Annotated in this window: 19 protein-coding genes; 10 read left to right on the top strand and 9 right to left on the bottom strand. The window is 53.0% G+C overall.

The window, feature by feature from the left end; all coding sequences use genetic code 11:
• Window positions 1-17 precede the first annotated feature (17 nt).
• The 5 genes from MK110_18920 to MK110_18900 form a co-directional block, all read right to left on the bottom strand.
• Complete coding sequence (locus tag MK110_18920; GenBank protein MCH2213378.1) at window positions 18-1,157, bottom strand: AI-2E family transporter; 1,140 nt, start codon at window positions 1,155-1,157, stop codon at window positions 18-20.
• 101 nt (window positions 1,158-1,258) lie between these two features.
• Window positions 1,259-2,050 (bottom strand): hypothetical protein, encoded by a 792-nt coding sequence (locus MK110_18915; GenBank protein MCH2213377.1) that lies wholly within the window; start codon window positions 2,048-2,050, stop codon window positions 1,259-1,261.
• Complete coding sequence (locus tag MK110_18910) at window positions 2,047-3,015, bottom strand: ABC transporter ATP-binding protein (protein MCH2213376.1); 969 nt, start codon at window positions 3,013-3,015, stop codon at window positions 2,047-2,049. The genes MK110_18915 and MK110_18910 overlap by 4 nt, the downstream gene beginning before the upstream one ends.
• A gap of 31 nt (window positions 3,016-3,046) precedes the next feature.
• Window positions 3,047-4,015, bottom strand: coding sequence for an ABC transporter permease (locus MK110_18905; protein MCH2213375.1), 969 nt, complete (start codon window positions 4,013-4,015; stop codon window positions 3,047-3,049).
• Window positions 4,002-4,931, bottom strand: coding sequence for an ABC transporter ATP-binding protein (locus MK110_18900; GenBank protein MCH2213374.1), 930 nt, complete (start codon window positions 4,929-4,931; stop codon window positions 4,002-4,004). Before MK110_18900 ends, MK110_18905 begins: the two co-directional genes overlap by 14 nt.
• Window positions 4,932-5,719: 788 nt before the next feature.
• Between MK110_18900 and MK110_18895 the strand changes: the two genes are divergently transcribed.
• The 5 genes from MK110_18895 (at window position 5,720) to MK110_18875 (ending at window position 13,658) form a co-directional block, all read left to right on the top strand.
• Window positions 5,720-6,709 carry a DUF1571 domain-containing protein gene (locus tag MK110_18895; GenBank protein ID MCH2213373.1) on the top strand — a complete coding sequence of 330 codons (990 nt, stop codon included), beginning with the start codon at window positions 5,720-5,722 and terminating at the stop codon, window positions 6,707-6,709.
• A 232-nt stretch (window positions 6,710-6,941) separates the two neighbouring features.
• Window positions 6,942-10,268, top strand: coding sequence for a PSD1 and planctomycete cytochrome C domain-containing protein (locus MK110_18890; GenBank protein ID MCH2213372.1), 3,327 nt, complete (start codon window positions 6,942-6,944; stop codon window positions 10,266-10,268).
• 308 nt (window positions 10,269-10,576) lie between these two features.
• The gene (locus tag MK110_18885; GenBank protein MCH2213371.1) at window positions 10,577-11,962 is read left to right on the top strand and encodes a DUF1501 domain-containing protein; all 1,386 of its coding nucleotides are present in this window, start codon (window positions 10,577-10,579) and stop codon (window positions 11,960-11,962) included.
• A gap of 338 nt (window positions 11,963-12,300) precedes the next feature.
• Window positions 12,301-13,026 carry a peptidylprolyl isomerase gene (locus MK110_18880; protein MCH2213370.1) on the top strand — a complete coding sequence of 242 codons (726 nt, stop codon included), beginning with the start codon at window positions 12,301-12,303 and terminating at the stop codon, window positions 13,024-13,026.
• A gap of 98 nt (window positions 13,027-13,124) precedes the next feature.
• Complete coding sequence (locus MK110_18875) at window positions 13,125-13,658, top strand: adenine phosphoribosyltransferase (GenBank protein ID MCH2213369.1); 534 nt, start codon at window positions 13,125-13,127, stop codon at window positions 13,656-13,658.
• Between the two features lie 48 nt (window positions 13,659-13,706).
• Here MK110_18875 and MK110_18870 read toward each other — a convergent pair whose 3' ends face one another.
• From MK110_18870 to MK110_18860, 3 genes are all read right to left on the bottom strand, one after another.
• Window positions 13,707-13,910, bottom strand: coding sequence for a hypothetical protein (locus MK110_18870; protein MCH2213368.1), 204 nt, complete (start codon window positions 13,908-13,910; stop codon window positions 13,707-13,709).
• A 45-nt stretch (window positions 13,911-13,955) separates the two neighbouring features.
• Window positions 13,956-15,386, bottom strand: coding sequence for an adenylosuccinate lyase (gene purB / locus MK110_18865; protein ID MCH2213367.1), 1,431 nt, complete (start codon window positions 15,384-15,386; stop codon window positions 13,956-13,958).
• A 540-nt stretch (window positions 15,387-15,926) separates the two neighbouring features.
• The gene (locus MK110_18860) at window positions 15,927-17,105 is read right to left on the bottom strand and encodes an HRDC domain-containing protein (GenBank protein MCH2213366.1); all 1,179 of its coding nucleotides are present in this window, start codon (window positions 17,103-17,105) and stop codon (window positions 15,927-15,929) included.
• Between the two features lie 348 nt (window positions 17,106-17,453).
• Here MK110_18860 and MK110_18855 point away from each other — a divergent pair, with 348 nt between their 5' ends.
• The gene (locus tag MK110_18855) at window positions 17,454-18,494 is read left to right on the top strand and encodes a hypothetical protein (protein ID MCH2213365.1); all 1,041 of its coding nucleotides are present in this window, start codon (window positions 17,454-17,456) and stop codon (window positions 18,492-18,494) included.
• 157 nt (window positions 18,495-18,651) lie between these two features.
• Window positions 18,652-18,888 carry a DUF1501 domain-containing protein gene (locus MK110_18850; protein MCH2213364.1) on the top strand — a complete coding sequence of 79 codons (237 nt, stop codon included), beginning with the start codon at window positions 18,652-18,654 and terminating at the stop codon, window positions 18,886-18,888.
• Between the two features lie 126 nt (window positions 18,889-19,014).
• Here MK110_18850 and MK110_18845 read toward each other — a convergent pair whose 3' ends face one another.
• Window positions 19,015-20,352, bottom strand: coding sequence for an amidohydrolase (locus MK110_18845; protein ID MCH2213363.1), 1,338 nt, complete (start codon window positions 20,350-20,352; stop codon window positions 19,015-19,017).
• 227 nt (window positions 20,353-20,579) lie between these two features.
• Between MK110_18845 and MK110_18840 the strand changes: the two genes are divergently transcribed.
• The 3 genes from MK110_18840 to MK110_18830 all read left to right on the top strand — a co-directional run.
• Complete coding sequence (locus MK110_18840) at window positions 20,580-21,578, top strand: Gfo/Idh/MocA family oxidoreductase (protein ID MCH2213362.1); 999 nt, start codon at window positions 20,580-20,582, stop codon at window positions 21,576-21,578.
• A 105-nt stretch (window positions 21,579-21,683) separates the two neighbouring features.
• A complete protein-coding gene (locus MK110_18835; GenBank protein ID MCH2213361.1) occupies window positions 21,684-24,767 on the top strand; it encodes a PSD1 and planctomycete cytochrome C domain-containing protein in 3,084 nt (1,027 codons plus the stop codon).
• A 56-nt stretch (window positions 24,768-24,823) separates the two neighbouring features.
• A partial coding sequence (locus tag MK110_18830) for a DUF1501 domain-containing protein (protein ID MCH2213360.1) occupies window positions 24,824-25,475 on the top strand: 652 nt, incomplete at its 3' end.

The following is a 25,475-nucleotide window of genomic DNA, read 5'->3' as shown; positions in this document are numbered from 1 at the left end:
GGCAACGAAGTTACAATTCAGACTGACTGATCGCTTCGAATCCGGCCTCCCATAAGAGTTGCGATCCAGCGTGTATCGTCAAAGCAGTCGAGCACAATATGTAACGTCATCGTGAGCGGAACAGAAAGCAGCATTCCGACCGGCCCAAGTACCCATCCCCAGAACACCATGGAGCAAAAGATCACAAGCGGGGAGAGTCCAAGCCTTTCACCCATGAGACGTGGCTCCAGCAGATTTCCGATCGCCACATTTACAATCACATAACCAATGGCACAACCCGCTGCCGGCTGAACCCCCAATTCCAGCCAGGCAATCAATACGGCAGGAACGGCGGCAATGATCGATCCAATATTGGGAATAAAATTGAAAAGAAACGCCAGCAGTACCCACAGTGAGATGTAGGAAACATCAAACAATTTCAACCAGATTCCGATCAACATCGCAGTTGCGATACTGATCACGGTCTTGATAGCAATATAACGCTGCACACTGCGAATCATCTGAGCCGCCTGCTCCGTAGTGCCGGCACGCTGTGGAAATGCCCGAGACAGCTTCTCGGTGAAAGATCCTGCCTCAAGCAGGATAAAAACGGCCGTCAGCAGAATCAGCAAAACATTACTCAGCAAAGACTGGATGCTGCCAACAAGGCGCACAACCAGTGAGATGACAGTACTGACATCGAACTGATCATAAATCTGATCGAGCCAGGTCGGCGATTCCTCGGCGGGCAAAGTTCGGAGTGCTGCATCTTCCGAATCATCAGGCTCTGATTCTCTGTGGGATTCCGGATCCGGCTCCCGAGGTTCGACAGACCATGCAGTGATCCATCTGCGGAGCTCCTCCTTCCGCTCCGGAATCTGTTGCCGATACCGCTCCTGGTTTCCGTTGAAACCGGAAATTGACTGCATCACAACAGCCAGCAACAAAAATCCGACGGCCGACAATCCTCCGGCAACGATCACCAGTGACAACCACTGGGAGACACCACGCCGCAACAGTCCCAAATACACGGGCGCACACATTACGGAAAGAAACACGGCCAGCAGCAGAGGATTGAGAATCGATTCAGCCGCCCGAATCCCGGCAACGACGACGATGAACGCAGCCAGCAGATAGAGGTATCTCGCACCGTCGTAACGATCCGCAGGTGGTGACATTATGGAAACTTCAATAACGGATAATGATCGGCAGTCTGAGCAACGACGGAGGGGAATCAGTGATTTTTGTCAGCCTGACGGACTGTAAGTGCGAAAGATCATCATACGTCACTCTCAGCTGCCCCGGTAAACTCCCTCTGATGAGCAATCACCTGGGCGACAGTCAGGTAAATCGAGGTAAGTGCAAGCAAACAGAGAATCTGGAAATACCAGGGACCATCAGCCAGTGACATCGCAAACAGGGGATTATTCTGAATCTCATCACCTGGCTGAACCCAGTCCACAAACAACGCCCGCAAACGATACTGTATCGTCATACGGTTGATAATCGCGGGAATCAGACTGATCAGTCCCTCCACACCTGCGGTCCACACCACACAAAACAACATGGATCGGCGAGGTGCGATCGCTCCAATCAGCAGGAAGACCGCTGCATACGACATCGAGGAAAGCACACACAAAGCGGCTGTCCCCGTCCACATCCGTAAAATCGTATCCTGTCCTGTGAACAGTACGGCAATGGTCAGTCCCGCAATCGCCGCCGTGGATGACCATACGATGGCCACCAGATATTTACCCAGCAGCAGCCAGAAAATTCCATTGGGGCGTACTGCCAGATAAACCCAGCTGCGCTGTTCCAGTTCGGTGGCAATTGCCGACCCGGCACTGAGCAGCACCCCCATCGCACACGTAATACACGGGACCAGCAGATAGATTGCTACAGACCAGACCTGATGCGAATCAAATTCCTTACCCGCTTCTGCGAGTGGAAACAGACGAATCAGGCCGGCAATCAGAATCGGAAATCCCGCCAGCACAAACCACCATGTGATTCGGCCGGCAGTAATGATTCGTGAAAACTCAAACCGTACAGCTGCCAGTAGTACACTCATAGTTCACCTCGATGAATTTTCATGAGTGAACTAAACAAAGTCTGCAGTGAATCGTCAGCTGTTGTCAGCTCATCCACCTGCAGGCCGTGATCAATAATCCACTTTGGCAGCAGAGCCGAAAACTCTGCAGTCTGCCGGGTGGCAACACGCAAAATTTCGGCTCCGGACGGACTGTGACCAATGCTCACACTGTCGGCCAGTCCGTGATCCAGCACGAGGCTGCCCAGCCGGTGAGGCCTGTCGCAGCGAATCTGAACTTCGACCGGCAACTCACACAGCAATTTATGAACATCTTCTGTCGTTCCGGATGCCAGTAATCGACCTCCCGAAATCAACAGGAACGAATCTGTCACCGCTTCGATTTCGTGCAGCACGTGACTGGCAAGAATGATACTGGCCCCATCCGCAATTCGTGTTTTAATCACTTCAGTCATTTCAGACCGACCAACAGGGTCCAGGCCACTGAGAGGCTCATCCAGTATCAGCAGCTGCGGATCATGTGCGATGGCCTGAGCGATCTTGGTGCGCTGACGCATTCCCCGGGAGTAGGAACCAACAGAACGATTCATTGATTCCTGCATACCGGTGATCGCCAGGCATTCGGCCGCACGTTTGCGAGCCGCACGTCGCGGCACACCATGCATTTCCAGAAGAAAACTAACCCAGTTCAGTCCGGTAATCGATGAATACAACCCTTCGAACCCAGGACAGAAACCAATACGACTCATCAGCTGATGGTTATTTCGGGGATTCTGACCAAAGACCAGAACTGTACCGCGTGTGGGCACCAATCGACCAATGAGCAGATTCAGAAGGGTACTCTTTCCCGCACCATTTGGCCCCAGCAACCCGTAAGCCCCCTGCGGCAGACTTAAACTGATGTCGTTGACTCCCAGTACTTTACCGTACAGCTTCGTAACAGATTCAAACTGAATCAGTGGAATGTCAGTCCGAGCTTCACTCATCGTTTCTCCGCCGTTTCCCGCCGGCAGCGTGTCATACGCTCAAGGGCGATGAAACCCGCCTGTAAAGAACTGCAAGTGATAATACGGTCACCCCGAAAAGCACGGCCACCGGGGCAGCAACTTCAATTTGCGTTTCCGGACGAATATCCAGCAGCCATTCCTGGACCCTGGAGATGACATGAAACAAAGACAACATCTGTCCCGGTGTGTCGCTGCCGAAACTGGTGAATGAAGAAGTAACGAAATAGGAAAAAAAACCGAAAACCCAGACAGAAAACCAGGCAAACGAAGCAAAACGGGTTTCGGTTGTCAGCGATGACAGCATCAGGCCAATACAAGTGGTTGGTATAACCATCGTGGCGGTTGCTGCCAGCACACGAAGGGGGATATCCCACGTATCAAGCACAATTGAGATTTCAGGCGACAGCAGCACACCGGTGCAGTACAGCATCATTCCAGGAAGAAGAGAGATCAACAGTACATAACACGCAACAGATGCAGCCTTTCCACAAATATACTGAGTCCGGCTGATCGGTCGGCTAAAGTAAAGCAGAAACGCTCTGGAACGCATGTCCTGAGAAATCAGCGGAGGCGCCGTGATACCGATCACCGGAATCAGCATGATTGCCTGAGAACGCTGATACAGCACCTGCAGCAGCGAACACCAAAACTCATGGCGATATTTCACAAGATCCTGCGAAACCCCCTGGGATGCAGCGAGGCTCTCCTGCAGGGACCGACGTTCACCGCCTTCCAGAAAAAAACGTACCATTCCGCTGCTGATAAAAGTGCCTGCCTGACCTTCGGAGGCAGCCTGTTCAAACAGGTAGATCAGCAGTGCCATCAATACACCGGGTACCCATGAGAAAAAGACTATTCTGCGCAACCACATACTTTGCCAGGCTCGGCGGACGCCGATCCAGGCGATCACGGTCCACCGCGACTCAGCAGAACTCAGCGGCCCCGTCCATTCTCGATATCCCAGACTATGAATTGGCATGGTCGCATTCCTGAACGGTCTTCAGGAAGACCGTTTCCAGTGATGTACGTGACGGAACGACACTGCGAACGGCAGTGCTCGTCTCCGCAGCCGCCTGCCACACTGCAGCTGATGCAGATTCTTCGCGTCCGAAAACTCGAACCGAACAGTTGGAAATCGATTCGATTCTGGCGCCTCGTTTTTTGAGAGATTCAGTAAACAATCTAATATCCCCCTGGACAGTAACGGTGAGCGACGGCTCCGGCGACCTGCGAAGGACATCCAGATCTTCTGACAGTGTGACACGACCGTCTGCTAAAATCACAACACGGTCACACACCAGCTGAACATCGGGCAGAATATGAGTGCAAATAATAATCGCCTTGTTCATCTGTTCTGCCAAAACCTGAATCCGATTGAGCATCGATTCTCGTTCTTCCGGATCCAGACCTGATGTAGGCTCATCGAGAATCAGCAGTTCCGGATCATGCACTATCGCCATTGCAAACCGAATTTTCTGCCGCATACCCGTTGAATACGTCTCGACATTGCGATACCTCTCCTGGCCCGTACCGCAGAAATCAAGAATCTCGTGTCCGCGTCTTAAGGCCTCCGTCGCCGGAAATCGGGACAGTTGAGCTGCCACCTGAACGCATTCCACACCGGACAGACCATGCAGATAGCAATCGTCTTCCGGCATGTATCCGACTCTCATCCGGATCGCACCGTGTTCCTTCAGAATATCGTGCCCCAGTACCCGACCGGTTCCCGAAGTACAGCGAACCAGCCCCAGCAAAACTTTGATCAGCGTACTCTTTCCTGCCCCATTCGGCCCAAGGAGCCCCGTAATTCCATCGTGAATCTGCAGTGAAAGATCGTCGATGGCACGAAACGATCCGTAGTCCTTGGTCAGATTGTTCAATTCAATCAGCGGCAATGCTGAATCCTGTGGATCTGGAGGAACAGGCGGAAAGTTGGAGTGTATGCAATGTTACCAACCGGCCGTCACAAAGACGCCCCGATGCATTGTTAAAAAATCGCCTCAGCCTGCTAAATGAATCAATTAATCGCCCAGCCTTGTTTTTGGATTCTTCACGTTCCGCTCCAACTGACCAATTTGTATTTGTTCCACGACAGCAGCCGTTTGAAATGCAGACGCCACTTCCCAGGCCTTCGTCAGACCGAAATCCAGCTGAACCGCAAAAGACGTAAGCCTCCCATACCTGCATTAGCCAGAAAAACCTGACTTTTAACACAACCGGCTGGCCGGCATGCTGTTCCGCTTTAAACAATTCCTCACATTTCACGGTCAATCTGCAAATTACCGTCCGTCTGCATCGCCTGCGAAATACGGACCGGAAACGCAAACCCAAACACCAAATCCGGCAAACATGGTTCTTGCATTAAACCGTCTGCTTTTGTCCTGTGCCGCAGTATTTCTCAGACTGAGAATCGGGCCTTCCGCAACGAATGTCCGATTCAACTCCTGACACTCCGGACACGGTTTCAATATCTGGCAGCTTATTCTTCACTAATGCGGCCTGTGTTTGCGAGTTCACTGTGTCCCAAGCGACCCGGCAGTGTTTGTCCTCTTTCTCCCCGGCAAGTTTATCGCTTTCCAAGACATCAGGTTCGGTGTAACCGAATCTCCTAAAAGGATTCCTCAACGCACACAAGCAGCGGTTAAAAACCGACTGACGAATGTGTCAACTGAGGCTTCACTTCATGTCCCGTATCTCATCCCGTTCTAAAACACCGAATCTGATCGCGGGGGCAATCCTAGGAATCGCAGCCGGTGTGTTGCACACCGCCTTCGACCCTGTTCCTGCCGGTGAATCGCCAGGATCCGCAACATCCTCGAGCTATGAAACATCGGCCGTCGAAAACTTCACCGTACCGGTGCCCCCTGAAGCAGCCGACCTGCCGGTCGCTGAATTAAGTAATCAGGAATCACCGGCAGCGGAAGTCGAAACCGATCCGTCAGCACACGTGCTGTCCAATACGGAACTGATCGAATACTCCATACTGCTGCTCAAAGACGGAGTAGAATACCTCCGTCAGTTTGAGACGTATTCAGCCGTATTTCATAAACAGGAACGGCTCGGAGGCGATCTGTCTGAACTGCAGACGGTCGACCTGAAAATACGGCAAAAAAAACCATTCGCGGTGTATATGAAATGGCGCAACGGTGATCGTGGACGGCAGCTGCTTTACAGTGATGAATACGAAGACGGTAATATGGTCGTCAAACTGGGAGGTTTCAAAGGCCGACTTTTGCCCAGTCTCAAGCTGGATCCTGCAGGCAGCAGGGCAAAGGAAAATGCCCGACACTCGGTCACGAAGGCAGGAATCCGCAAGATGGCTGAAAAAATCATTACTCACCGGAAACTGGATCTCGACTGCAACGTCGGTATGCAGTGCACTCGACTTCCAAATCAGGAATTCGACAGCCGCGACTGCCTGTGCTTCCAGTACGAATACGAATCACCGGAAACCTCCAGTGATTATCGCAAGAGCATTATTCTGATTGATTCAAATTACCATATTCCGGTAATGGCACGTAACTACACCTGGGCAGCAGAAGCCGGTGATCTGTCACCCGAAGAACTTGACGCCCGGACACTCATCGAAAACTATTCATACACCGACATTGACTTTTCAAAAAAACTGGCCATCGCCGACTTCAGTCGGGAAAATCCTCGCTACCGCATGTAGTCCATAACAGACATGTACCGGTACGCAAATTCCGTGACTGAATCAGTATCGACGGCACGGCCGAATGCTGTCGAATCACAATCACCCGGACAATCGGGCACAGATTTGATTGTTTCAACATCTGCGGTCCTGAACCATCAGCACTGTCTCGGAGCTGCGAACCAGTCATTGCTTCATACAGCTTAGCAGCCATAATGCCGGCTCCCTCCATGATTCTACGGAGCTCTCTGCTGTGCTCAGCCGATGCAAACAATTCGATTCTGTATTCCTGCAGGCAGTCGTCATTTGTACATCCGCTTCAGCAGTCTCATCTGCGGATGAACACGAACGATTTTTCGAATCGCAGATTCGCCCGATCCTCGTCAATCACTGCCTTGAGTGTCACGGTCCGGCAGTACAATCCGCCGGGCTGCGACTCGATTCGCAGGACCATTTGATCAGGGGCGGTACATCCGGACCGGTCGTCACTCCGGGTAATCCCGACACCAGTCGGCTCATTCATGCTGTGCGGAGATCAGAAGACCTGGCGATGCCACCGGATGAACCACTCTCCGCTCAAGAGATTTCAGCTCTCGAGCACTGGGTGCTGCTGGAAACTCCCTGGCCGGCAGCCTCGGGACCGATCACTGATTCCTCCGGTGATTCAGTTGGCAATCACTGGGCATTTCAGCCGGTCCAGGATGTGACTCCACCAACATCAGATCAATCTCCAACTCGAACCCCCGTCGACTCATTCATCTTTCGACGACTGAAACAGCAGCAATTGTCTCCTTCTCCTGCAGCTGACCCGAGGTCGCTGATTCGCCGCGCCACCATTGGACTCACCGGCCTTCCACCGTCCCCCGACGAGGTAACCACCTTCGTACAGAGCAACGATTCGAACCGCTGGGAACAACTCATCGACCACCTGCTGGAGTCACCTGCCTACGGTGAACAATGGGCACGACACTGGATGGACATCGCTCGTTATTCAGATACCAAGGGCTATGTGTATGCCAGAGAGGAACGCCGATGGGTCCATTCATGGAGTTACCGAGACTGGGTCATCGATGCACTCAACACAGATATGCCCTACAACCGCTTCCTGCTGCTGCAACTGGCAGCGGATCAGATTGACGATTGCAAACCTCACGACCTGGCAGCGATGGGCTTTCTGACACTTGGGCGACGGTTTCTGGGTGTCACACGCGACATCATGGACGACCGCATCGACACGATCACGCGAGGCACCATGGGACTGACGGTGGCCTGTGCCCGCTGCCACGATCATAAATATGACCCCATCCCCACAACAGACTACTATGCACTGTATGGAGTTCTTAACAGTTGTGCTGAACAGCGTGTAGAATTGCCGCCGGTACGTAAGGCCACCGCCGACTGGCAACGCGAACTGGACATCCGTCGAAAGAAATTTAAGGATCGCTACGACAGTGAGCGACTGATCGCCGGCGAACGCTGCCGCGACAAAATCGCTGATTACCTGAAAATTCAAAACAAACTGGAATCGGTTCCCGTGCAGGGATTCGATCAGGTCCTGCTGTCCGGTGATGTTATCCCGGAATTCGCCCGGCGCTGGGACGAGTACCTGAGATATACCAGACGTACCCGTGATCCGGTTTTTCGCCACTGGCATGCATTCGCCGCTCTGCCGGATGAGACATTTGCTGTTGAAGCGACCGGTGTTCTGAAACACCTGAATTCTCAGCCGACCGGTCACGTCAATGCTCGCATTGCTGCAGCGTTCACCCGGCCGCCAATGAACTTTGATCACGTCATTGAGACATACACGGCTGCACTTGGCACGATCCGTGATGAATGGTATCGGATCATCGCTGAATCAAAGACGAAAGGAAAAACACCCCCCGGAAGGTTAACTAATCCGGTTAACGAACAGCTGCGTCAGGTCCTGTTCAGTCCTGGATCACCGTGCGCGGTACCGGATGAACGTCTTGTGCACAATGAATACCTGTTCACGACAGAGGTTTGCCGTGAACTTTGGGGCCTGCAGAAGGAAATTGATCGCTGGCTGAATTCAGCGCCACACCAGCCTGGCTATGCCCTCACCCTGACCGATCGTCGTATTCCGATCGAACCACGTGTCTTCAGGCGGGGAAACCCCAAATCCCCGGGACAGGATGTGCCACGAGGATTTCTGACCGTCCTGTCCGGTGATCCAAAATCTTCCTTTCGGTCGGGCAGCGGAAGGCTCGAACTGGCGAGGGCAATCATCGACCCGGCCAATCCGCTGACTGCCAGAGTCATGGTGAATCGAGTCTGGGCGTGGCACTTTGGTCGCGGCCTGGTGACAACACCAAGCGACTTTGGTGTGAGAGCCGGACAGCCAAGTCATCCTGATCTGCTGGACTGGCTGACAGGGGATTTTATTCGGCACGACTGGAGTATCAAACATCTTCACCGCAGGATCCTGCGTTCTGCAACCTACCGCCAGTCATCCGCCCAGCCAGCAGATTCGGAATTGGAACAACGCATTCGTGTTCATGATCCGTCGAACCGCCTGCTCTGGAAAATGCCGCTGCATCGCCTGACTTTTGAGGAATTTCGCGACTCGATGCTTGCGGTATCCGGTGAACTGGACCGGCGCGCCGGCGGTCGACCGGAAGAACTTTTCGGTCAAAAGGCTTCATTGCGTCGAAGTGTCTACGGTGAAATCGATCGCCAGTTCTTTCCAGCTGTACTGCGTATTTTCGATGTCGCCAATCCCGACATCCATATCCCTCGTCGAAGTGAAACCACAGTTCCTCAACAGGCATTGTTCTACCTGAATCATCCGCTTGTTCAGCAACGCGCACAAAAACTGACGGCATTGACAGCAAACATCTCTTCTCCGAGCGTTCGCGTACGGACTCTGTTTCAGCGAGTTATTCAGAGAACACCACAACCGGATGAGCTTAATCAGGCTCTGGCAATGGTCGCGAAAGCCGAATTGACACCTTCATCTGTCCCTGTCCGGATGAGAGACTGGAAATATCTTTACGGAACATTCGATGAAGAGCAGGGCAGGGTCGTCGACACAAAGCCCATGCCTGTCTTTACTGAATCAGTGTGGCAGGGTGGAACGGACTACCCCGACAGCACTCTGGGCCAGGTGCAGCTGACAGCGACCGGAGGACACCCCGGAGACGACCGACAGCACGCCTGTATCCGGCGCTGGACCGCTCCCCGGGACATGAAGATAACCATTGTATCCACCATGGTTCACGAATCGAAACCAGGAGACGGGATACGAGCATTCATTGTCAGCGGCCAGACAGGAAAACTGGCGGGACAAAAAGTACACCAACAGACGGTCGACCTGAATGTTGGAAGTTTCCTGGTCAGAAAAGGCGATACAATTGACTTCGTGGCAGACTTCGGTGAGATCCTGAACAATGACCAGTTCGTCTGGGAAGTCAACATCCACGAATCTGACACCATCAAAGAAGGTATGAGCTGGAACTCCGTGAGAGACTTCAGCGGACCAGTCCCCGAACCGCTGAGTCCCTGGGAACAACTGGCTCAGGTCCTGCTGTGCAGTAACGAATTTCTGTTCGTTGACTAAGTTGACAGTAAACCGGAATACAACTGTCCGGGCGGCTTTGGCCGTAGACTGGAGAATTGCTGGTAACCGTTTCTGATTAGCGTATGCTGAAAAGTGTTAATATCGATCAGACTGGTCATGATTAACACATCGTCGCAGTTGCTGTCGGAAACTTAAACGCGTCCTGATGGACACAGACTGTAGCGTAAGTCGTGTCGGGGAGTTCCGGTACAGAGATTGATAAATGATAGATCCAAGAGATGTGACTGGAACAACCTGTGATTAACCCGGACAAACACATCGCAGTCGGCAGACTTTCACGTCGAACCATGCTTACACGTTCCGGTCTGGGTCTGGGCAGTCTGGGACTTGCTGAAGTCCTGGCCAACGACGGACGATCAGTGGCAAACGACACTGCGACAACCGGCAGCCGACTGCGTCAACAATCACCTCACGGCTTCGGTCGTGCGAAACATGTCATTCACTTCTTTCTGAATGGAGGCCCGTCTCACGTCGATACTTTCGATCCCAAACCTGCGCTTCAGAAATATGCCGGTAAATCGGTTCCCGGTACTCAGCCTACAGAACGACGCACAGGTGCTGCACTCCCGTCTCCGTTCCGATTTCGACAATACGGTGAATCCGGCCTGCCGGTAAGTGACCTGTTCTCAAAAACTGCAGCCCACGCTGATGACATTGCGGTGATTCGATCGATGTACGCTCAGGTGCCGAATCATGAACCATCGCTGATGCTGATGAATTGCGGTGACAGCGTGCAACCTCGGCCAAGTATGGGAGCGTGGGTGCTGTACGGTCTGGGATCTGAAAACGAAAACCTGCCAGGTTTCATTGCTATGTGTCCAAAGGGGCTTCCCATCAAGGATTCGGAAAACTGGCAGGCCGCCTTTTTGCCGGGCGCCTATCAGGGCACTCACATTGATACTCAGTATACAGAACTCAGCAAACTCATCGAAAACATTGAACACCCCAATGTGGCAACAGCTGACCAGCGTCGACAGCTCGACCTGCTGCGACACTGGAATCTGAAACATCGCGAATCCCGGGAGGATGACCGTCTGGACGCCCGAATACACTCTTATGAACTCGCTTTTCGCATGCAGGAAGCCGCCGCCGAAGCGTTTGACCTGTCCAGTGAACCAAAACACGTGCAGGACAGTTATGGACTCACGACACATGGTCGTCAGACGCTGATCGCACGACGTCTGGTTGAACGAGGCGTACGCTACGTTCAATTGTGGCATGGAGCCAGCCAGCCGTGGGATACTCATTCACAAATTGCCGACAGACTGCCGCAACTATCTGCCGATATCGACGGCCCGATTGCTGCACTGATGACAGATCTCAGACAACGGGGACTTCTCGATGAAACATTAATTCTCTGGGGTGGAGAATTCGGAAGAACACCCACGGTGGAACTCATGGGTGAAGACAAACCAGGTCTGGGTCGCGACCATAACCACTACGGCTTTTCGGTGTGGATGGCTGGTGGCGGCATCCGCGGTGGCACGATTTATGGAGCCACCGACGACTTTGGTTTTGCGGCAGTGGAGAATCGCACCAGCGTCCACGATCTGCACGCCACGATCCTGCATGCCCTCGGACTGGATCACAAACGACTCACGTACCGCTACGCCGGACGAGACTTCCGTCTGACCGATGTACACGGCCAGGTCATCCACGACATTCTGTCTTAACAGAACAACCTGCCTATTACAGGCTCAAAACGTAAGTAAGTTAGGGCAAACACACTCACTCGTACCTGGTGACGTCGGGTGTCGTGATTTCTGTCTCACTGACACCGGTGGATTAGACTCATCACCAGATTACATTCGGATTTCAGCACAAGCCGTGCTTACCAAAGCTACGATTTCGATTAGGTGTACGGAAATTTTTTTCAGCTGACAGCTGAATTGAAATTACGGGTATCACGAAAAACACTCCGCTGCGCTTGAGTGTGGACGAAAATCCACTCAAAATCCGGTGCAGTTCAGGTTTCGACAACGGAAGTCACTGTTTTTACTTGGATACGATCATGTCGCGTTTGATTTTTGGACCGGTCTGGGTCTGCTGGATTGTCTTTGCCGGATGCACATCGGGAACGGACAACGCAGTACCACCAACCTACCATGGACCGAATGAACCTGCTGAAATCCGACCGGAGTCGCGTACTACGCAGGAACTGTCGCCGGACATAACCACAACAGGCATTTTTCAGGCAGAGTTTGTGACCACCGAAGGAAAATTTCTGGTGGAAGTGAATCGTGAGTGGGCTCCGATTGGTGCCGATCGTTTTTACAGACTGGTACAGGATAAATTTTTTGACGATTCAGGCTTCTTTCGTGTTGTTCCGGGATTCGTGGTGCAGTTCGGGCTACCGGCGGATCCGGCACAAAATGTGAAATGGTCAAATGGACTTCAGGATGAGCCGGTTCTGCAGGGTAACAAGCGTGGTTTTCTGACATTCGCCAAGTCCAGCGCCCCGAACTCGCGGACGACTCAGCTGTTTATCAGTTACGGTGACAACAACAATCTCGACGGAATGGGCTTTTCGGCATTTGGACAAGTGATTCAGGGAATGGAAGTGGTTGACAGAATCAACAGTGAGTACGGAGAGCGTCCGAATCAGGGGCACCTCAAAAATCAGGGGAATTCCTATCTCAGCAAGGAGTTCCCAAATCTGAGCTATATTCAGACGGCCAGGATCACTCTGGATGATCTGCAATCTGAAGAGACGGCCCCGGACGGAACAGTCCCGTGACTTCCAGATGATTCGGTGTCGATTGGTTAAGCTGATCAGCTTCCAGCCATTTGCGTGTGATTCCGATCCGCGTCAACTTTTTAGCTGCTGAGTTCCGGATGAATCTTAAAGAACATATCCGTTCCATTCCTGACTTTCCAAAGCCAGGCATTATGTTCCGGGACATCACCCCGCTGCTGAAATCAGCTGCCGCAATGAAGGAAGTGATCCAAAGGGTCGCTGCCCCGTTTCGAGATTCCGGAGTTACGTCAGTACTGGCGGCTGAAGCCCGGGGTTTTGTCTTTGGGGCACCTTTGGCGATGGAATTAGGGGCAGCCTTCGTTCCGGTCCGAAAACCCGGCAAGCTGCCGTTCGAAACACAGTCATTTGAATACGACCTGGAATACGGAACGGATACACTTGAGATTCATCGAGACGCGGTTGAAGCCGGAGAGCATGTGCTACTGGTTGATGATCTGCTGGCGACAGGCGGCACTATGGAAGCCTGTCTGCGTCTGGCAGAACGACAACACGCCAACATCGTTGGACTGGCATTTGTCATTGAGCTGACATTTCTGAACGGTAGACAGCGCCTTGCACCGTATGATGTCCACAGCCTGATTTCTTATCACACCGAAGATGCGGATGAATGACGACTGTACGTCACGGCCGACTCATCGCTGATCCGACGGCCCGCACAATCATCGGGCATTTTCCGTCATGGCGCGCTCAGCATCTGCATTGACCGGATCAGTGGCACCTGCTTCGTCCCGGGTTTCGATGCAGCAACTGATACCCGACTCCACACCGACCTGCACCCGTCTCTCGTTCAGAAACGTTGAATTCCTCAGGCGAGACTGCGTAACACGATACTGATCCAGCGATTCACCTGTCTGTTGCATCATGCCCAGACAGGAGCTGAATCAATTGCAACATGCAGTTTACATAATTCAGACTTTGACGTCTTCAGCATCCGGTGACAGGTCCTCAGCGAGTCGCGTCCGGACCGGGTTGACCTGCTCTGCAATGAACGCATCGACCTGTTCCGGTGCTCGTCCGATATACAGTGACGCATCGAGTGTGCCGTCCAGATCCACACCTGCAAAACTGGTGTCCTGTTTCAAACGATTAATGAGGTCGTTTGGCTTCCCATGCTGTTTTACGATGTCTGCTGCCTCCTGACTGTGAACCCGGATTCGTTCATGCAGTGTCTGTCGATCACCTCCCGCCCGAACACCGGCCATCAAAATTTCCTCTGTAGCCATGAACGGCAACTCTGCACCGAGATGCTGTGCGATCACGTGGGGATAGACGACCATTCCATCAGCAATACTGCGATACAGGATCAGACACGCGTCGACTGCCAAAAAACCCTGGGGCAGTGTGAGGCGTCGAATCGCGCTGTCATCCAGTGAACGTTCCATCCACTGAGTGGCTGTTGTTGCATCAGCGCCCGCCTGCATGCTCATCGCAAATCTCGCCAGGCCACACATGCGTTCCGAACGCATGGGATTCCGCTTATAGGCCATCGCAGAGGATCCAATCTGCTTCTTTCCAAACGGTTCTTCAACTTCCTTACGATGCTGCAGAAGTCGAATGTCAGATCCTGCCTTATGACATGACTGGCCGATGCCATTCAAGGTCTGGAGTACATGCGAGTCCACCTTGCGGGAATACGTCTGCCCGGTGACTGCATGACGTGAATCAAAGCCCATCTTTTTGGTGACCATTCGATCAAGCTGTTCGACCTTCGCATGGTCGCCGTTGAACAGGCTCAGAAAGGTTGCCTGCGTCCCGGTGGTTCCTTTGACTCCACGAAATCGCAGAGTTGACAGCCGGTGTTCAATTTCTTCAAGATCAAGAATCAGGTCCCAGCACCACAACGTAGCTCGCTTTCCAACCGTCGTTGGCTGAGCCGGCTGCATGTGCGTGAATCCGAGACAGGGAAGGTCACGATATGCGATCGAAAATTCCGCCAGCCGGTCGATCACCTGGACAATCCGGCGACGTATCAAAAGAAGACTCTCGCGGATCTGAATCAGTTCTGCATTGTCCGTGACATAGCAACTGGTCGCTCCCAGATGAATATCTTTACGGGCGGCCGGACACTGCTCTCCCCATGCATGAACGTGTGCCATCACATCGTGACGAAGCTCTCGTTCGAAACGGGCGGCAACATCAAAATCAATATCGTCAGCGGTGCTGCGCATTTCGTTCAGTTGCACGTCAGTGATATGCAGTCCAAGTTCCTGCTGCGACTCCGCCAGTGCAATCCACAACCGCCGCCAGGTGGAATGTTTTTTTTGAGCCGACCAGATAGCCGACATTTCTCCGGACGCATAACGGGTGTTCAACGGGTTACGATAAATTTCGTGTGACACCTGGGCTCACCTGTCGTGCTGGGAAATCGGCTGCCGAATCCACTTTGACTGATACGAATTAAACAGCCGCTCAAATTCTGGGTTAAAACCGAAGTCTTTGACGGACAACGGCACCATCATCGCCGGTATCGACGATTTCGCCAACAGCCCCGGGCTGAAATCCGAATACCGAGAGAGACCTGAAAACATTCAATTCTCCGTCAACAGTCGAAAATCCTGAATGACTGTCAATCGGCAGGCGTCACATCACTCACCGCGGCTTCAGACTGTTCTGTTTCGTGCCGAACCTGATCCAGTGTCATTTTGAATAGACAGATGAGAAACAAATCAGCAAACCGATGTCCGTAAACCATTCTGCACAGTCAAACGGAAAAAACTCCGATCAAACCGGATTAGAATTCTGCATCCGCCGAATCTGATGCAGAATTCTGGTCGCTCAACAGTGGTCTGGTAAGGGTTACTGCCGATGAATCTCAGAATGCTGCAAAAAGGTGCGGTAATGTCGGCAACGCTGCAGCCGGTGAATGCCCGGATGTCGCCCTATTCGAAAACCAGCGGCGCACCTGTCCCTAGCGGAGCGACCCGAAATGCTACTTTTCCGTCCATCACATCTCGCAGCAAATCACCAAATAATTCGTTGCGCCACCCCTTCATCATACGCGGTGTATCTCCGTTGCGTTCACCAAGTCGGTGATGGCGAACCAGCTCCAGCAGATCACGATTGTTGGCTACCAGGGTGTAAGCCATGTCAATCTCGGCGCAGCGATTCGAAAGTGACAGCGCCAGCAACTTTGCCACAACCTGTTCATCTGACGATGCATCTTCGCGACGACTGCGACGTTTGGGAGGCAGATCCTGTTCCCCGATCTTCTGTGCTTCCCGAATCACATCAACCACATCCTGCATATATCGACGATACTCTCGTCGGTTGAGATCACGGGTTGCCAAAGCCTGTTTTTCTGAACCGGGCTGACGCCGTGCCAGATCGACCAGCAGATCGTCCCGCAGGATTCGACGGACGGGGCGGTTCTTTCTGCCTGCCTCGTTTTCCCGCCACAGGGCGAGACGCTGCAGCACAGCCAGATCACGTCGACTTAATTTGTGAGTTCCGGAAAGTCTCTCCCAGGGTTCCGCTTCATCATCATTACAAATGTCTGCAATCAAACGAGAGACTTCCTGCTCCGCCCAGACCAGACGCCCCAGTTTTTCCAGCGAGGCAGCCTGTTTCTCATGGATTTCAATCAGGTATTCAACATCTTCCAGTGCATAACGTAACTGAGCTTCGGAAAGAGGCCGGCGAGTCCAGTCGGTACGAGTCTGGCTGCCATCCACACGCTGATTGATCACCCGTTTCACAATTGCGGAATACGAAAGTGGATAACTGGAACTGCGAAATCCCTCAGCCAGCTGGATATCAAACAGACGCTGTGGAGGACGCCCCAGAAGCTGAAGACAAAATCGGATTTCTGCCTGTCCTCCGTGAACAACGACAGTCGTTTCATCATCTGCCATGATCTGCCACCACGCTGAAAGATCAGTGACAGCCAGAGGATCCACAACGGCAGCACAGCTTTGCGTAGCGAACTGCAACAGTCCCAATGCAGGGCGGTAGGTATTGTCCGAGACAAATTCGGTATCGAAGCCAACCAGTTGTTCGCTGCGAATGTGCTCACACAGATCGTGAAATTCGTCGTCTGTTTCAATAATTCTTGGCTGCATCCAACCCACTATAGCATTTTTTGCAAACGATTCATTGTCGTATTTGAACGTGTTGACTGTTCCTGACAGGCCGGAACCTCCCGGCTCCGGTGTGTGCAGGATGTGCCCAAACTTTATGCGAACCGATTCGCCGTAAATTCCGAATCCAAAGGAATTACAGCAATCTGTATGCCTCGGTATTTCGTTCAGGAGGGTGACCGATACGATCTGCCTGTGGAGCAGTCAGCAAAACAACAGTGTCCAGGACACGGCTCGTATCGCGGTCTGCTGACGGGTGAGCGGGGCTATCGTTGAACGGCAGATAGATCAAACGTCCTTCACAGAATAGATCACAGGAGCACCAAACAGATGAAGATCTCGTTTAGAGTACTGGCACCAGCTGCACTGCTGCTGACAACCGGATGCGGTGAAGACACACCGGAACAGCCGGTTAGCGTCAGCCAGCCGGCACCAGTCGAAGTTGTTCCGGATAAAGACACGGCCGAATCGGCTGTTCAGGCAGTCATTGACGGACTATCTGCCGGAAAAGCAAATGTCGTCTGGAAGGCATTGCCCGTCGGATACCAGCAGGATGTCAACACCGTTGTTCAAACATTTGGCAACGCAATGGATCCAACTCAATGGAAGCAGATTCACGGTGTGGTCGCACAGATCCACTCAGTTCTCAGCACCAAGGCGGATTTCATCGTCAATGTCCCGTTCATTCAGGAATCCGGACAAAGTGAAAGTCTGGGGAACACGATTCCGCATATCACGGGTCTTCTAAAAACCATCATGGATCATACCGATCTTGAATCACTGAAGCAGTTTGAAGGCGGTAAATTCTTTGCCGGACCGGCGTCGAACCTGATCGGTCAGCTTGACGAACTGTCCAAGTTGTCACCGGACGGTGTGGCACTGTCGTCACTGAAAGACGCAAGAATTGAGACGATTAGCTCTGCAGATGACACAGCAACTTTGAAAATCACAAATCCGTTAAACAGTACGGAATCTGAGGAAGTCGATTTTGTAAAGGTCGATGACCGCTGGATTCCGGCCGACCTGGCCAGCGGTTGGGACAAAAGCATTGCCGATGCCACGGCCACACTGTCGCAGTTGCCAACATCTGCTGAGGAAAATGCGATTATGGTTTCTGTGATGACAAGTATGGTCATAGGTGCCCTGCAGCCTCTTGAAGCTGCAGAAGACCAGGAGCAGTTCAACAGGGCAGTTGAACAGATGCAGGCTGGTATTGGCGGAATGCTTGGACCAATGTTCGGAGGTATGCAGATGGAAATGTCGCCGGAAAACGGTTCAGAACATGAATCGTCATTGTTTGAAGATGAGCCACTGCTAAATGAAGAACTGCCGGACGATGGCGAAGATCCGGATCCTGGTATCGAAGAATAAACCTACCAGCCGGATGTTCGGATCAGAGGGGGCCGAAACCGTTTGCGCAGCTCGGCTGCCTTACGGTTCAAAAAATTTCCGTGTCTGATGGTCTGTCCGGCACGGTGCATTTGGCCTCAAAAGCGGAAGGACTCTTGATAAAAGAGTGACACTCCGAATGTTTGATGACACACTCGTCGTGTTCTGCACTGAGTTTGGACACACGCCGGGAGTAGAAATCCGCGGCAACCACAAAGAACACACCGGCCTTGATCATCATCCACACAGTTTCACGATATGGTTCGCGGGTGCCGGTGTGAAACGCGGCTTTGTCCATGGCCACACGGACGAACTGGGCTTCCACGCTGTCGAAGATGCTCACTATGTCACAGACATCCACGCCACGGTCCTATAATTGCCCGGACTTGACCCGCATGTCTGGACATCCCTGGTCGCAAACGGCTCGATCTCGATCGCGGCAACCCGATTGCTCAGATCATGACGTAGTAGACCAGCTGAATCCGTCTAACCACCATTCCTCTTACTTTGTCCCGTCGAATAGCTCTTTATTAAAGACCGATGTCTGCCGCCGGAGATACTCGTCTTTTTTCATTGCGGGACTGTAACCGTCAAGAATATTTCGGGCTTTCGCCGCATCATTCATCAGAAGTTCTGCCGCCATCAGAGCAAGAGTCGCGGCAGGGGTCACATAACCATGCTGATGATCGGCTATGCACCAGTCCGTCTGGTGATGGGCTCCGGACGCCCCCGTCATATACGGATGAAGTACCGGCATGATCTGGCTCAGGTCACCGGCATCCGTGGACCCTGGTGCGTGAGTGTATTCACAGTAACAGTCATCTCCGATTAGCTGGCTCGCCGTATCGCGGAAGAGCGCCGCCAGATCTGCGTTGTTAATGAGCGGAAGATCTCCCGGCACGGTATCGATTTCGACCTGACACCCCATCGCCACCGCAGCACCGCGAAGAGCACGATCAACTTTCTGAGATGCATCCTGGATCGCTTCCGGTGTTTTAGCCCGCACGTAAGTTTCCATGCAGACTTCAGCCGGAACAATGTTCACAAGGTCTCCACCTTTGGTGATAATCGGATGCACTCGCACGAAATCTTCATCTCGAAACGTTTCTCGTTGCGCGTTGATTCCGCTCAGAGCAAGTTGTGCGGCATAAAGGGCGTTGATTCCACGTTCCGGCATCGCACCGGAATGGGCTGCCCGGCCCAGAAAACGAATGCTTTTTGCCAAAAACCCGTTGGATGACGGAGAAAGTCCCACCTGGCCTTCCGCAACTTCCGGACTTGTGGAGTGAATCATCACAGCCATATCAACATCATCGAAGTGCCCAAGCCTGATCAGTTCCTGTTTACCGGTCAGAAATCCCGTTTTTCCTTCCCTCACCAGACCGATCCGATAGTCGATCTCGACAAACTCTTCCGCGGGAACTGCGAAGAAGACGATATTACCCGCAATATGCTGTGCGATGTCGGCATCGCACAATGCGGTGGCTGCACCGAGTAATCCTGCAATCTGAGCATTGTGACCGCAGGCATGTGCTGCCCCCGTGTCCGGATCTGCCCGCGGGTGACCGGGCACCTGCAAAGCATCCAGTTCCCCCATCAAAGCAATTGTCGGACCTGGTTTTGCACCGCGCAGAATCGCTTTGACACCAGTCAGTGCCAGTCCGTCTTCAAACGGAAGGCGGCACTGACTGAATAACTGCCGCACACGCTCCGCAGTTTGAGTTTCCTTGAAACCCAGCTCCGGTGCATCCATGATCGTTTCCCCGATGTTGATGATCTCATCGCGTTTCCGATCGACGTTCCTGCGGATTTGTTGCTTCAGCGTTTCAGAGTCTGTCATCGTCATAGTAGGATCCGTTTCCGGTAATCGCTCCAAATACAGGCAACTCAAACCATTGTTGGACAGCCGGAATGTAGTTTCTGTGATGCGCTCCGAACAGGGCATCGTTGAACGGAATGCGACAATCGGCGTCCGTTTCCGGATCCGGCCTGGATCAGTGGAACATCGGACGCCACAAAATGTGCCTGGTCAGAACTTCTGTTTTTTCCATGGAGTCACTTATAACAATGATCCCGAATCATTCTGCACCTGTGAAGCTGGGTGTGATTGGCCTCGGCCGTTTCGGACGCCTGCATGCTCTGACAGCAGCCGGAATTGCAGAAGCGGAACTGGTGGCACTGGTGGCTCGACGACAGGACAGTCTGGACAAGATGGCCCGGGAACTGCCCGGTATTCGCGGCTGGACCAGTCTTGAGCAAGCTGTTTCTGAATCCCCGGCGGAAGCATGGATCGTTGCCAGCAGTACGGCCTCACATGTCTCCATCACCACGCTTCTGCTGAAGAGTGGAAAAACCGTCCTGCTGGAAAAACCGATTTCGGACAACCTGGACGAAAGCCGGAGCCTGGCAACTCTGGTGAAGGCAGACTCGCGCAATCTTATGATCGGACACATCCTGCTGTTTAACAGCGAGTATCAGCAGTTACTCAGTGAGGTGCAGCAGCGCGGATCAATTTCATACATTAACTGCGTACGGCATCGCCCGGCCAGCATCGTCAGGGACTTTCCTGGAGAGAATCCGCTGCATGCGGCAATGGTCCACGATCTCTACTCGGTGCAGGTATTGCTCGATCGCGCTGAACCAGATCACTTCAGTGCGCAATTCCATCGCACGGCTGACGGAGAGATCGATCTGGCATTGGCGCAGCTCAGGTGGGATCGAGGCCCGCTTGCATCGTTCGCAGCGTCGTACCTCACTCCATCAGGAATGCCACCACGAGGATTTGATCGAGCCGAAGTATTCGGGGAGGGATGGTCAGCCAGACTGACGCCAAATCCAAGGCCCATCGAAGTCTGGGACTCGCAGGCGTCCTGGCCATTGGCACTCGAAATACGCTCCGATCCACCCAGCGGAATGATGGCCGAGGAACAACGGTGTTTCTGCCGAGTCGTACGCGGCTTGCAGTCCGTCCCGGTCGGAGCAACGTACACGGATGCAATGCAGGTCCAGCACTGGATGGAAAAATTCAGCTCCGTTGCAAACGCACAGGAAACACATCATCCATGAATTTTTCTTTGAATCTCATTTGTGCGTGTGGTCGTGGAACATTCGATCCGCGTCCCGGCGGCAGGTTCAATTGAATTTACTCTGCCAGGCAGACAGACTGGTGACATGAAAGACACAATCCTCATGACGACCGTGCTGCTTGCCTTTGCCGGCGAATTTTGTCAGGCAGCTGATGTCAACTTTAGCCGTGATATCCGGCCGCTGCTTTCTGACAAATGCTTCCGTTGCCACGGACCGGATGATGGGAATCGTCAGGCAGATCTGAGGCTGGATGTTCGCAGCGACGCCGTCGCCGCCGGTGCGATCAAACCGAATAACCCGAAGTCCAGCGAGCTTTTAAATCGCATTACGTCAGACGACCCAAACGTCAGGATGCCACCACCGTCGACTGAAAAAATGATCTCCGAGGAAGAAACAGAACTTCTCTTGACATGGATACAGGAAGGAGCCGAATACTCCCGGCACTGGGCGTTTGAATCACCGGAACGCCCGGAACTTCCGTCAGTCCGGAACAACGAATGGATCCGTAACCCGATCGACCGGTTCGTTCTGGCAAAACTTGAATCTCAGAAGATGAGTCCGTCGGAACCAGCGGATCGAGTGACCTTGATTCGTCGACTGTATCTCGATTTACTCGGACTGCCACCTTCTCCTGCAAGCGTCGATACTTTCCTCTCAGACACGCGAAACAACTCCTTTCAAAACCTGCTCGAACAGATATTCAAATCTGAGCACTTCGGAGAACGATGGGGACGCTGGTGGCTGGACGCGGCTCGATATGCTGATTCTGATGGCTACGAAAAAGATAAACAGCGAAGTGTCTGGTTCTACCGCGACTGGGTGATCGCTGCGATGAACGACGATATGCCCTATGACGAATTCGTAATTCAGCAGATTGCCGGAGACCTGTTACCAGCCGCAGGTCAGTCGGAACTGGTTGCCACCGGGTTTCTCCGAAACTCCATGGTTAACGAAGAAGGAGGCGCCGACCCGGAACAGTTTCGAGTTGAAGGAATGTTTGACCGAATGGATGCAATCGGTAAAGCGATTCTTGGGATCACGACTCAGTGCGCTCAGTGCCACACGCACAAATATGACCCACTGAGTCAACGCGAGTATTACCGAATGTTCGCCGCCCTGAATAATTTTCATGAAGCAACGGCAACGGTCTTTACTCCGTCTCAGGATCAGCAACGTCAGCATGTGTTGAACGACATCGCTGAAATCGAAACCGATATAAAACGGCGCGTGCCGGACTGGAAGGATCAACTATCGAAGTGGACCCAGCATGAAACAGAAAAACTGGTGGATTGGCGAATCGTCATCCCCACAGATCGCCCGTACTCAGGACAAAAATTTCGAATACTAAATGACGGATCGATCATCAGTGAAAGCTACGCCCCTACGAAGACTAACGATACCTTTAGCCTCAGAACGACTGCGGAAAACTTAACGGCATTTCGTCTGGACGTACTGACGCATCCGCAACTGCCTCGGAGCGGTCCCGGTCGGTCGGTCTCAGGAACTGGTGCACTCTCCTCATTTGAGGTGTCAATTGCTCCGGCTGATGCTCCCGACGAGCAGCAGAAAATCAAACTGGTACGAGCATGGGCAGACATCAATCCGGCACATTCAGATCTGCCGTTGATCTATCGCGAAAAGGATGCGGACAGCGACACTCGTGTGACCGGACCGATTCAATATGCAATCGACGGCGACGACAAGACGGCATGGACCACAGATAATGGTCCGGGTCGGCGCAACCGAAATTGTCATGCTGTGTTTTTTCCGGAACACCCGGTTTCAGCCTCCGGTGAAGTGATTCTGTCTTTCACACTGCGGCAGCGCCATGGCGGCTGGAATTCAGACGACAACCAAAATTATCTGCTGGGGCGATATCAATTTTCGGTGACCGAAAGCGACACCGCTGAAGAATCGAAGCTACCCTCTTTGATTGAGGCCGTGCTGCAGATTCCGAAACCGGAACGGACAGTGGAACACAATAATCAGTTGTTCAGCTACTGGAGGACAACCGTTTCTGAGTTCGCCGAAGACAACACCAAAATTGAACAACTGTGGAAAAGGTTTCCGGAAGCAGAATCACAACTTGTGGTGCGGTCGCGTTCGACGACCCGAACGACCCATATCCTGACACGCGGAGACTTTTTGAACCCCGGTGAACAGGTCACATCAGGAACACCGGCGTTTCTGCACGCATTTCCGAAATCCAGTGAGCCCGACCGACTACGATTCGCGAAGTGGCTGGTCTCGGATGAGGCTCCAACGACAGCCCGTGTCATCGTAAATCGCATATGGCAGGCCTATTTCGGACGGGGAATTGTATCAACTCCCGAAGACTTCGGTTTTCAGTCTCCGGGTCCTACACACCCAAAGCTGATCGACTGGCTGGCTGTCGAATTAATGGAGAATCAGTGGAGTTTGAAACACATTCACCGTCTGATCGTGAATTCAGCAACATATCGACAGGCAGCCGGTGGATCGCCCGAACAGCGAGAATCGGATCCCTACAACGAGTTGTTGGGGCGTGCCCCCCGCACTCGCGTGGACGCAGAATTGGTACGGGACATCGCACTGACTGCCAGCGGACTGTTGAACCGCGTGATTGGTGGTCCGAGCGTCTATCCACCGGCTCCCGAGTTTCTATTTCAACCTCCCGCGAGTTATGGCCCCAAGCACTGGTACCTGTCTACCGATGATCAGCAGTATCGCCGAAGTCTGTATATTCACGGTTACCGCAGTGTTCCCTATCCGGCAATGCAGCTGTTTGACGCTCCCAAAGGGGACACCTCCTGCGTCCGTCGGCCGCGAAGCAACACTCCACTGCAGGCACTGGTGCTGCTTAACGAACCGCAATTCGTTCAGTGCGCGCAAGCCATGGCGGTTCGGGTGCTGCGGGAGTCTGATCCGGAGGATAGCCAGCGTCTGAGTTACGCTCATCGGTTGTGCGTCAGTCGGTCGCCAACTCAAGCTGAGTTGCAAATCCTGCAAACACTGCTCGATCAGCAGCGCACACGTATTTCAGCGAACGAAATCGACGTCGACAAACTCATCAACGGATTACCTGGCACTGAACGCCAACTCACCACAAAGCAAGCCAGGAACCTGGCACCGTGGATTGTGGTATGTCGGGCAATTCTGAATATCGACGAAACAATAACCCGGCAATAGACGTGTTCGATGCAGGGCCATAACCGGACCTGCACAATTCAACCGGAATTCGGATAATGATTGTTCATAACAAAACAGCGGTGTCAGTCGCAAGAACGGCAGCACCGGCAAAACGCCGCTGGTTCTTACAACAATGTGGACTTGGACTGGGCCGGATTGCCCTGACCGGCCTGATGGCGGATTCGATTAGCAGAGCTGAGGCTGCCGTGAATCCGCTGGCTGCCCGACAACCACATTTCCCGGCCAAAGCAAAAAACGTCATTCTGCTGTTTATGGGGGGTGGTCCGAGCCAGTTTGAAATCCTGGACTACAAGCCGACGCTGCAGCGACTGGACGGTACGTTGCCACCGTCCGATCTGCTGGACGGCTATCGAACTGCCTTCATCAATCCAAACTCCAAATTACTGGGACCAAAGTTCAAATTTTCCAGACACGGTGAATCCGGTACGGAACTCTCAGAGCTACTACCACACACGGCCGGCGTGGCAGATGACCTGTGCATCATTCGATCCATGACCACAGACGCCTTCAACCACGCCCCGGCGCAGCTGATGATGAGTACCGGGTCCCCCCAGTTTGGCCGGCCCGCGATCGGCTCCTGGGTGACATACGGACTGGGAAGCGAATCGAGAGATCTTCCGGCTTTCATTGTCTTCAATAGCGGAAAGAAGGGCCCCAGCTCAGGTAATGGCAGCTGGAATTCCGGGT

It is taken from the genome of Fuerstiella sp., from assembly GCA_022447225.1.
Lineage (GTDB): Bacteria > Planctomycetota > Planctomycetia > Planctomycetales > Planctomycetaceae > S139-18.
This window is presented reverse-complemented; position numbering and strand designations above follow the sequence as displayed.

Excerpts from the sequence above, each read along its gene's own strand:
- MK110_18895 (MCH2213373.1), top strand. The coding sequence starts at position 5,720 with ATGTCCCGTATCTCATCCCGTTCTAAAACACCGAATCTGATCGCGGGG.
- MK110_18850 (MCH2213364.1), top strand. The coding sequence starts at position 18,652 with ATGTTTGATGACACACTCGTCGTGTTCTGCACTGAGTTTGGACACACG.
- MK110_18845 (MCH2213363.1), bottom strand. The coding sequence starts at position 20,352 with ATGACAGACTCTGAAACGCTGAAGCAACAAATCCGCAGGAACGTCGAT.
- MK110_18905 (MCH2213375.1), bottom strand. The coding sequence starts at position 4,015 with ATGCCAATTCATAGTCTGGGATATCGAGAATGGACGGGGCCGCTGAGT.
- MK110_18835 (MCH2213361.1), top strand. The coding sequence starts at position 21,684 with ATGAAAGACACAATCCTCATGACGACCGTGCTGCTTGCCTTTGCCGGC.
- MK110_18880 (MCH2213370.1), top strand. The coding sequence starts at position 12,301 with ATGTCGCGTTTGATTTTTGGACCGGTCTGGGTCTGCTGGATTGTCTTT.
- MK110_18910 (MCH2213376.1), bottom strand. The coding sequence starts at position 3,015 with ATGAGTGAAGCTCGGACTGACATTCCACTGATTCAGTTTGAATCTGTT.
- MK110_18870 (MCH2213368.1), bottom strand. The coding sequence starts at position 13,910 with ATGATGCAACAGACAGGTGAATCGCTGGATCAGTATCGTGTTACGCAG.
- MK110_18915 (MCH2213377.1), bottom strand. The coding sequence starts at position 2,050 with ATGAGTGTACTACTGGCAGCTGTACGGTTTGAGTTTTCACGAATCATT.
- MK110_18855 (MCH2213365.1), top strand. The coding sequence starts at position 17,454 with ATGAAGATCTCGTTTAGAGTACTGGCACCAGCTGCACTGCTGCTGACA.
- MK110_18920 (MCH2213378.1), bottom strand. The coding sequence starts at position 1,157 with ATGTCACCACCTGCGGATCGTTACGACGGTGCGAGATACCTCTATCTG.
- MK110_18875 (MCH2213369.1), top strand. The coding sequence starts at position 13,125 with ATGAATCTTAAAGAACATATCCGTTCCATTCCTGACTTTCCAAAGCCA.
- MK110_18885 (MCH2213371.1), top strand. The coding sequence starts at position 10,577 with ATGCTTACACGTTCCGGTCTGGGTCTGGGCAGTCTGGGACTTGCTGAA.
- MK110_18860 (MCH2213366.1), bottom strand. The coding sequence starts at position 17,105 with ATGCAGCCAAGAATTATTGAAACAGACGACGAATTTCACGATCTGTGT.
- MK110_18840 (MCH2213362.1), top strand. The coding sequence starts at position 20,580 with ATGATCCCGAATCATTCTGCACCTGTGAAGCTGGGTGTGATTGGCCTC.